The sequence below is a fragment of the uncultured Fenollaria sp. genome (assembly GCF_934202865.1).
GTDB lineage: Bacteria > Bacillota > Clostridia > Tissierellales > Peptoniphilaceae > Fenollaria.
Genome location: NZ_CAKPYL010000052.1, coordinates 1 through 9,394, shown reverse-complemented (window position 1 = coordinate 9,394; position 9,394 = coordinate 1). Strand labels below are relative to the sequence as shown.

Here is a 9,394-nt window from a genome sequence, read left to right as displayed (position 1 = left end):
TCAGATGCTGCGCCTTCTTCGCTAACCTTTCCTGGGTTCTTTTCGATTACTATAGAAACACCGTCGAATAGGTTTGTCATTCTACCTAAGAATAAGCTTCCCTTACCAACAATCATAGCTCTGTTAACAGCTCCGCTCTTGATATCGTCAATAACAAATCCAAGATAAGGTGCACCTGATGGAATATGACCTTGAGTTGGTGCCCAACCCTTCATACCATGTTTAACAATAAAATCAGGAAGTGCAGTTCTTTCAATTTCACCATTCTTAACCGCTAAAGCTCCTATCATTTTAAAGTTAGCTTCAGGTACGTCACCAGCTCCAGCTGGTCTAGTTATATCTGGGTTTTGCATTTCTACAGAATATTTATCTACATCAATAATCTTAAGCCCAGCTTTTGTAAGCGGATTTGTAACTAGAGAAGTTATTACAGCTTGTGGTGATGAACCAGTTCCAACTGTATGTCTACCAACTATATCAGTTCTGATAATTGGTTGTTCACCATCATTTTGAGATACAATAAATGCAAATCCTGCAACACAGTCTTCTATAATAGGCATTTCTTTCTTAACATGGTCTCTTCCGTTCATACCTAATTTAGCACTAGAACCACCAGCAACTACCATAACATTCTTAAATGTACCTGCTTGTACTAATGATGAAGCAGAAATTAAAGAGTGAGTTGGAGCTGCGCAGAAACCTCTAACGTCTGAACCAGATGCATTTACTAAGCCAGTTAATTCTGCTATAGATTTAGCGAAGTTACCGCCACCTCTTTGGTTCATATCACCGCATGCTTCTTCGGAACATTCAATTACATATTCAATTGATTCAGGATCGATGTGGTTCTTTTCTATACAGTTTAAAGCAGCAAATATACCTGATGCTTTAACTACTAAGTTTTCAAACATTACGTGAGCTGATAAGTTTTGGTCAACATCATGAGCTCTCTTTACACAACCAACGACTTTGTCTTCATTCATGATTGCTTCAGCGCCGTGATCATTGATTAAGCCTTCAATTTCTGCTAATTCAGTTCCTTCACCTAATCTCTTTATTAGATCTTCTTTTATTAGCGGATGTTCTTCAAATTCTTTTTTTACTTGTTCAGTAAATTCTTTAGTTAAAAATACTAATTCAAATACGTCAGCAACTTTCATCATACCGATAAGTTCTGATTGCGGAAGAATTTCACCCTTTTTGCCATGTCTATCAGCACCTTCTAATAAATGCTCATGCCATGGTTCAGGCACTTCTCTTAACTTTTCAGGCACTTCATTACCTATATAAATTTGGTTAGGTAAATAATTAACGCAGTCTTCAAAACTTCTTAAATGTTTTGGAACTGCCTTTAGATACTCTGAATCTGGATGTAGAGTTCTCTCTGTTGTTTGAGTAGTTCCATTGTGGATTACCATATCAGGCGCTTGCAATAATACATAAGCTGCACCCTTTAATACTGAATAATTCATCCATACACCTCCGTAATATTTTTTTATTATGAATTATCTATAACATAGCATAACTATGACATAAACTAATTATGTACTTCGCCCTTAATTAAAAGGGCGAGTATAATTATCTAAAATAATTATTTATCGAAAACAGTTTGTCCATCAACTTCAGTTTCTAAAGCATGTAATGCTTTTTCAACTAGCTTTCTTCTTAGAGAAACTTCTTCCTTGTGATCAAGTTTTGGATCTCCAAGTGGATGTGGAATAGCTATTGTTGGAACTATTCTGTTAGCACCAACTGTTAATGAAATTGGAACTACTGTACACATGTGAACTACAGGGATTCCTGCACGTTCGATTTCTTTTACCATTGTTGCACCGCAACGTGTACAAGTACCTCAGGTACTAGTTAATATAACTGCGTCAACATGGTTTTCAACTAATTCTTTTGAGAATTCTTCAGCAAATTTCTTAGCATTTGCAACGGCAGTACCGTTACCAACTGTTGTGAAATAAGCATTGTATAATTTTCCAATTTTACCTTCTTTTTCAAATTCTCTCATGATGTCAAGAGGTAAAACTCTGTTAGGATCTTCGTTAGCATATACAGGGTCATATCCACCGTGAGCTGTTTCAGCATTTTCACTTGTGAATGCATCTAAGCCTGTAATATCATATCTTCCGTATTTAGAAGCTGATGATGATTCTATGTGATCAGGGTTTCCTTTTGCGCAAATACCACCAGAAGTAACTAATGCTATCGTTGCTTTAGTAATATCCTTAACGGCTGGATTTGGATCAACTCTATCAAAGTTAGGCATTGGATATTCAGTAACGAATTCTTCGCCTTTTAACTTTTTGATCATCATATCTACAGCTCTTTTTGCTCCTCTTTCTTCTGCGAAAAGATTGTATCTTACTCCTCTTTCGATGTATCCTTCTTCTGCTGGAGTACCGATTTCTTCTTTCTTAGCTAGTTTAAGAGCTAATGGAGCCATCTTCTTAACAGCATCAACCATACCAGCTGCACTGTTCTTTGTGCTTACTATATATACAGATTTCTTGAACATATCAGCACCTGGGTTTTCAACGTACATACCAGTTACTGCTGGGATGCCAAGTTCATTTTGTACTGCGTCAGTAATTGTAGCGCAAGCTACACCGTATCTTCCTGCGTTAAATGCAGGTCCTGCGATGAATAGATCCGGTTCATATTTTTTAACCATTTCTAGTATAGCTGCTTTTGCTTCTTCAATGTTTTCTCCGAAATATGAGTCACCACATACTATAGTCGCAACAATTTCAGCTTCTCCTTTGAATTGGCCGTTTAAAGCCATACCAGGACCCATAACCTTTTCTTCAACATAAGGTTTTATATCAGCTTTTTCTTCTCCACCTACACCGGCAAAGAATTGGTTAATATAATGAACTACTCTTAATTTACTCATCATATTTCCCCCCTTTTACTAAAATTTTTGGGCACTATTAATATTGAGTGTACTCATCTCTTATATTTTTGATTTCACTAGTAATAGCATCTACGTCTAATACCATTTCCATCATGCCTATTTGTTCGTCATAAACGCCTGCATCAACACTTTCCTTAAATTCAGGGTCTAATGCATGGTATACCTTAAGTCCCAACGAGACTCCGGCTAAAGGACCAGCCCATGTAGGGTCACCTGCTGTAACAGTTTCAGCTGCTAAGCCTGCTGTTTCAGCTTCTCCTCCACCAAGTAAAACTATAATGTTTTCTGCACCGTATTTATCTACGGCTTCTTTTACTCTGTTTTGGTTTTCTAGGTCCATAGCGCCTGCAGCAGTTCAGACAAAACATTCAGTAGCTGAGAATACAACTTCTGCAGGTGTTGTCTTGATACACTCTTCCATAGCAGGACCAGGAATACCGTCTCTGTCGCCAATTATAACAACTTTTGAATTTTCATTAAATATTGACATTCAAAAACTCTCCTTTCCTATTTTTATTTTTTTATTAATTATTTGCCTCTTGCTGTTAAATATCCGAAACCTACTTCAGAAGTAGCTCCTGTTATAGCTTGGATTTCAACTGTTACTGAACCATCTTCTTTTAATGAACCGTCAAATCCACCTGCGATTGTATCGATAAATTCAGGGTGACCAATAACTTTGTCCATCTTAGGTAATTCAATAACTTGGTTAGCGTTACCGCCAGTTACAACTGCATCTGCAGCCTTATCAGCGTCTGCTAACGATTGAGAAGCACCGTCTCTACCAGCGTATTCATCTGTAATAATTACAGTCTTAACGCCTTGACCTTCGATCTTCTTGCAGTTCATGATTAAGTCTGTATCTGGGTTACCAAAACCTTCTTGTGAAACAACAGCTCCATCAAGATCTAGATATCTAGTTAATTTAGCAGTCCAGTTTGAACTTCTTTCCTTATCTGCAAGATAAACGTTTTCGTTAGTGATAATCATACCAACAAAGTTGATAGTTTTACCGTGTTCTTTGTACAATTCTTTAACAACTGGGTTGTTCATGTGTACATAAGATGGGTTCTTATCGCATGATGATACGCAGTTACCACTAATTATAGCTCCATCAAAAACTTCAGTTGGGTATAAAATTGTAGGAACTATTTGCTTTGCATCGACACCATAAACGTATGTGTCGTGTAGAAGTCCTTGAGATTGTAGCATTTGAACATATGCAACTCTTGGAAGTCCTTTGAACTTTTCAGCACCTTCCATTAAAGGTAGTGTTTCATAAACTTCTGTTTCATCTGGAGTCAAGTTTCTTGCTGCTTCAGCTAAGTAAGCTGCAGTCTTGAATCCACAATATCTTAGAGCTTTTTCATGTTCGTGTTGCTTTAAACCATCAATTGGTTCAGCAATAACTACAATGTTGTTAGTTTTTGAGAATGGTGTATATTGAGCACCTGGTCCTGTCATATCGACAATACCTTCTTGGAAACCAACAATTTTACCTGTTGTCATTACTGCACAACCTTTAAGAACGTTTGTTTTACCTGAACCAACTACGTCAACTTTTGAAAGAATTCCAGGGAATACTCCGCCAGGTCCTTCAACTTTAACTCTTGGTTCAACAACATCTTTAACCGGTGTGATTCTAACACTTTCTCCCGGTCTAGCGATTTCTACGTCTACGGATTTAATATGTTCATCTTCCTTGCAAAGATTGATAATGTCTTCTTTATTTACATATAAAACTCCATTTTCTACCTTTGTCTCTTGGCCGAATTGAACATCTTTAATAAGCACGTTGCCTATTTCTAGACGCATAATCTCACCTCCCTTAAAATTTGAATATATTTAACTATAAAATAGTAAATAAACTTTAGTTATATTTTTCTAACATTTCTCTAACTGATTCTTTAGTAGCGTCTTCTTTAACTCTTGAGTCTACTTGAGAACCGTCTTTGTAAATAGCAATTACTGGTAAGCCCATAACTTTTTCGCCGATTGCTAATCTTCTACCTTTTGAAATATCAAATGAAGTGAATTTAACGTTTGTAAATTCTTCTTCCATTGCGTGGATGTGTGGCATTAAAGCCTTGCATGGTTCACATGTAGGACCCCAGAAATCCACTAATACATAGCCTTCAGCTTGTTTAACTTCTTGTTCAAAATTGTCTTTTGTTACTTCTAACATTACGATTCCTCCTTAAAATTTCTTTACTTTATATACTTAGACTATTAGTCTGCAAAGTTTTCGTTAATATATTTTTCTGCTTGTGTAGCTGCTATAGCTCCATCTGCAGTTGCTGTAACAACTTGTCTTAATTCTTTCTTTCTGTTGTCTCCAGCTGCAAATACTCCAGGGATGTTTGTGTGCATGTTTACATCAGTAACGATATAGCCGCCTTCCATATCTAGGATGCCTTCAACAATATCGTTCTTTGGAATATATCCTACGAATACGAATAGACCAAATGTTCCGTCGTTTTCGTCAGCAAATATTTCGCGATGTTCTTTAGTTTTTGTATCTTCAAGAACTATGCTTGTTAAGATTCCATCACCCTTTACTTCTACAACAGTAGCGTTCCAGATATAATCAAGCTTTGGATTCTTAAATGCTTTTTCTTTAATGCTTTCAGCTGCACGTGCTTCTTCTTTACCTTTTCTGTAAACAAGTGTAACCTTTCTAGCAAATTTAGATAAGTACATAGCTTCTTCGAAAGCTGAGTCTCCACCACCTACTACATAAACTTCCATATCTTCAAAGAAGTTAGCATCGCAAGTTGCGCAGTAGCTTACGCCTCTACCTGTAAATTCAACTTCGCCTGGGCAACCAATTTTTCTTGGTGTAGCACCTGTAGCAACTATAACAGTTTTGCCTTCATAAGTTTTGTCTTTGCAAACAACTTTTTTAACTTTATCGTTTAATTCTAGTTTTTCAACAGTATCTAAAACGAATTCAGCACCAAAGCTGTCTACTTGATCTTTCATTCTCTTAATTAGGCTTGGGCCTGAAGCTTCTTCAACAGAACCAGGATAGTTAGCAACTTCATCAGTTATAACTATTTGTCCACCAGCTTTTTCCTTTTCTAGGATAAGAGTTTTAAGTCTTGCTCTTGAAGCGTATAAGCCAGCTGCTAGTCCTGCAGGGCCCCCTCCAATAATAATTACATCATACATTAATGATATACCTCCTTATACTACATATTGTTTAATAACAAATTTGCTTGTAAAATAAAAAACAGAAAACAAGCCACTCTTGTTCTCTGTCTTTAACCTGTGAGATTCTCTTAAACAAGATTGCTCCATCGGTGCTATAAGCTTTCCAGAGTACTGTCAAAATGCGGTACTTTTACCTGAGACTTTTGAATTTAAGTAGTGAGCTTAAATTCTTTACCCTTCGGTGACATATGTTCTCTCCCGCATCTGTCGTCCAGTTCTTTACTAAATATATTATACTACAAATAGTATAAATTTTCAAGTCTTTCTGTATTTTAATTTTTTATAACTGAATTAAAACAATTTATGAAGAAAATGACTTAATTATTCAAAATGTTTTAATATATATCCAGCAATGTTATCTGCGTGGTCGCCTATTCTTTCTAGATTAGATATTGTATCTAAGAAGATAATGCCTTGCTCCTCTTCACATTCGTTTGTCATAAGTCTTCTAAAATGCTTTTCTCTGAATGATTCTTCGCAAATATCTATTTCTTTTTCAGTCTTTACTATGTCATATGCTTTTTCTTCTGACATAGATCTATAAGCATCCATGGTCATAGTAAATGCTTTATATGTTAAGTCATACATTTCATTTAATTCGTTTTTACCTTCTTGTGTAAAGTGTATGTCCATGTTAGTTTTTTCTTCACTTAGCTGAGTAATATTTTTAACATGGTCTCCGGCTCTCTCTATATCATTTACAATGAAGAATAAATCGTCGACCGTTTCGTGTTGCTCTTTAGATAGTCCAGATGTTGATACTTTTACCAAATAATCAATAATTTCTTTTTGTAGACTGTTAATAAGCTCTTCTCTGTCATAAATAACGTCCATTAATTCGCCTTTTTTATTAATTAATAAGTCTCTTGAATCATCTATATTTTGAAGAACTAAATCGTTCATTCTTGTTAGTTCATCTATAACTGTTTCAATGGCTAGACCTGGTGTAGTAAGTATACGGTAATCTAGATGTATAGCGTGCTTATCAGCTTTATCATCACCTTCCGGTATTAACTTTTGAGCCAATTTAACTAGTATTTTAGATAACGGCATCATCCATAAAACGTTGATTACGTTGAAGAATGTATGAGCCATGGCAATTTGTGTTGTCGTTTGACTAAAGTTATTAACAACATAAGATTCAACAGGATTTTTTAATACAAGCATAAATACTAGTGAACCAAAGACGTTAAAGATAAAATGTATAAAGGCTGCTTGTTTAGCTGTTCTACTAGCTCCAATACTTGAAATAAGTGCTGTGGTTGTTGTGCCTATGTTTTGTCCAAATAATATAGGAAAGGCTATATGCATATTAATAATATTTTGTGATGCTAGCGCCAATATAATCGCTTGAGCAGCTGATGATGACTGTAGTATAGTTGTCATAACAATACCTACCAACATTCCTAGCCACGGATTAGTTAGTTTTGCCATCAAATTGGCATATACAGTGCTTTCTCCTAATGGCTTCATTGCCGCACCCATCGCTGACATACCAAAGAAAAGTATACCTATACCTAAAATAATTTCTGCATAGCTCTTAATTTTTTTCTTTTTACCAAGCATGAATAGTAGTACACCAACAAATATTGCTATAGGTGCATATCTAGATATATTTAAAGCAAGCATTTGACCAGTAATTGTTGTTCCTATGTTTGCTCCGAATATTATTCCAACTGCTTGATATAAGTTCATTAAACCAGCATTTACAAAGCCGACAACCATAACTGTAGTTGCTGAAGAGCTCTGTATTATCATAGTTACTACTGTGCCAACTAATATACCCATAAAAGTATTTTTAGTTAACGCACTGATAATCTTTTTTAATTTACTTCCTGCTGCCTTTTGAAGTCCATCCCCCATAAGACTCATTCCGTATAGGAATAAACCTAGGCCGCCCATAAGTCCTAATACATAATCCATAAAATCACCTATACCAGTTCCATAAAATCTAATTGCCTAAGGGCTTCGTATAAAATAACTGTACAAGAGTTTGCTAGGTTTAAGGATCTTTTTAAGTCCTTAATCATTGGTATCCTTATTGCTCTGTCAATGTATTTATTAATCAAGTCCTCTGGCAGTCCTGCTGTTTCTTTACCAAAAAATATAAAGTCGCCATCTTTAAATTTAACATCAGAGTATATATTTTTGCTCTTTGTTGTTGCTAGATAAAAATTTGCATCTTTATTCTTTTCAAAAAAATCATCTAGGTTCTCGTAAATTGTCAGATCCAGATACTTCCAATAATCAAGCCCCGCTCTTTTAAGGTATTTGTCACTTAGATCAAAACCAAAAGGCTTAATCAAGTGAAGTCTAGAATTAGTGAGCACACAAGTTCTCGCTATGGCCCCAGTATTGTGTGGTATCTCTGGTTCATGTAATACTATGTTTATCGCCATGAGCTCCTCCTAAAAATATTGTTTCAAAAATTTCATAATTCCGTCATGATCGTTATCATAATCAGTTATGAAATCTGCTTTTTGTTTTAGTTCATTTGTTGCATTGCTCATAGCAACGCCGACTTTTGATTCTTCAATCATCTCTATATCGTTATTATTGTCCCCAAAAGACATTAAATTATCTAAACTTAAACCTAAGTTCTTACATAAATACTTAAGTGATTTAGCTTTATTTACCCCTTCTGGAACAATCTCAATATTATTAGTCCAAGAGCTTGATATTTTTACGCCAGATATCTTCTTTAACTCATCTCTTATCTCTTCTAAATAATTTTCATCCTCTTCAACTAGTAAAACCTTGAAATAAGAATTGCTTTCACATGATTTTCTAAGCTCTTCTATATTGTTATATTCAATTATGTCAATAGTATCTTTAATATTTTTAGGAACTCTAGAGTAAGTGTTTAAGGATGTAGTTCCTTTAAGTCTGTAGAACTCATTTACTCCATAAAAATGGAAATTCATCTTGTAGTCATAAAGCAGGTTCACTACTTTTATAAATGCATCTGTATCGATAGGTTTTTCATAGACTCTTCTGCCCTCACTGTCAGTAACAACGCTACCGTTTGTCGCTACTATAGATGTTTTAAATGGTAGTATCTTTGAATATGCTTCGATTGACTTATAAAGTCTACCGCTTGATAAAACTATCTCTACTCCATTTTCATTTAATCTTTCAAGCTCTAGCGAAGTGCCTCTGCTTACCATTTTCTCACTATTTAGTAAAGTTCCATCCATGTCAAAGGCAAGTACTTTTATATCCATCATGGTAGCATCACCGCATCGTCACTATTTGAAG

9 protein-coding genes and 1 riboswitch are annotated in these 9,394 nt (G+C 35.4%); all 9 genes read right to left on the bottom strand.

Features of this window, described 5'->3' with window-relative positions; translation table 11 throughout:
- On the bottom strand, positions 1-1,472 hold a 1,472-nt coding region (gene grdC / locus Q0E71_RS05730; protein ID WP_294796917.1), incomplete at its 3' end, for a glycine/sarcosine/betaine reductase complex component C subunit beta.
- A gap of 119 nt (positions 1,473-1,591) precedes the next feature.
- Positions 1,592-2,902 carry a glycine reductase complex selenoprotein B gene (gene grdB, locus Q0E71_RS05725; protein ID WP_294796915.1) on the bottom strand — a complete coding sequence of 437 codons (1,311 nt, stop codon included), beginning with the start codon at positions 2,900-2,902 and terminating at the stop codon, positions 1,592-1,594.
- 37 nt (positions 2,903-2,939) lie between these two features.
- A complete protein-coding gene (gene grdA / locus Q0E71_RS05720; protein ID WP_294796913.1) occupies positions 2,940-3,413 on the bottom strand; it encodes a glycine/sarcosine/betaine reductase complex selenoprotein A in 474 nt (157 codons plus the stop codon).
- A gap of 38 nt (positions 3,414-3,451) precedes the next feature.
- On the bottom strand, positions 3,452-4,738 hold the full coding sequence (locus Q0E71_RS05715) for a glycine/sarcosine/betaine reductase component B subunit (protein WP_294796911.1): 1,287 nt from the start codon (positions 4,736-4,738) through the stop codon (positions 3,452-3,454).
- A 55-nt stretch (positions 4,739-4,793) separates the two neighbouring features.
- A complete protein-coding gene (locus tag Q0E71_RS05710; protein ID WP_058260295.1) occupies positions 4,794-5,108 on the bottom strand; it encodes a thioredoxin TrxA in 315 nt (104 codons plus the stop codon).
- 44 nt (positions 5,109-5,152) lie between these two features.
- A complete protein-coding gene (gene trxB / locus Q0E71_RS05705) occupies positions 5,153-6,103 on the bottom strand; it encodes a thioredoxin-disulfide reductase (protein WP_294796918.1) in 951 nt (316 codons plus the stop codon).
- A 145-nt stretch (positions 6,104-6,248) separates the two neighbouring features.
- Positions 6,249-6,347, bottom strand: a riboswitch (glycine riboswitch).
- A 110-nt stretch (positions 6,348-6,457) separates the two neighbouring features.
- Positions 6,458-8,059, bottom strand: coding sequence for a Na/Pi cotransporter family protein (locus Q0E71_RS05700; protein WP_294796908.1), 1,602 nt, complete (start codon positions 8,057-8,059; stop codon positions 6,458-6,460).
- 8 nt (positions 8,060-8,067) lie between these two features.
- Positions 8,068-8,535, bottom strand: a complete 468-nt coding sequence (locus tag Q0E71_RS05695; RefSeq protein WP_294796905.1) for a tRNA (cytidine(34)-2'-O)-methyltransferase — start codon at positions 8,533-8,535, stop codon at positions 8,068-8,070.
- 9 nt (positions 8,536-8,544) lie between these two features.
- On the bottom strand, positions 8,545-9,363 hold the full coding sequence (locus Q0E71_RS05690) for a Cof-type HAD-IIB family hydrolase (RefSeq protein WP_294796904.1): 819 nt from the start codon (positions 9,361-9,363) through the stop codon (positions 8,545-8,547).
- Positions 9,364-9,394: the final 31 nt, after the last annotated feature.

What these genes read in the sequence shown, in the direction of transcription:
- Q0E71_RS05690 (WP_294796904.1), bottom strand. Translation starts at nt 9,363, where the DNA reads ATGATGGATATAAAAGTACTTGCCTTTGACATGGATGGAACTTTACTA.
- Q0E71_RS05700 (WP_294796908.1), bottom strand. Translation starts at nt 8,059, where the DNA reads ATGGATTATGTATTAGGACTTATGGGCGGCCTAGGTTTATTCCTATAC.
- Q0E71_RS05710 (WP_058260295.1), bottom strand. Translation starts at nt 5,108, where the DNA reads ATGTTAGAAGTAACAAAAGACAATTTTGAACAAGAAGTTAAACAAGCT.
- Q0E71_RS05715 (WP_294796911.1), bottom strand. Translation starts at nt 4,738, where the DNA reads ATGCGTCTAGAAATAGGCAACGTGCTTATTAAAGATGTTCAATTCGGC.
- Q0E71_RS05695 (WP_294796905.1), bottom strand. Translation starts at nt 8,535, where the DNA reads ATGGCGATAAACATAGTATTACATGAACCAGAGATACCACACAATACT.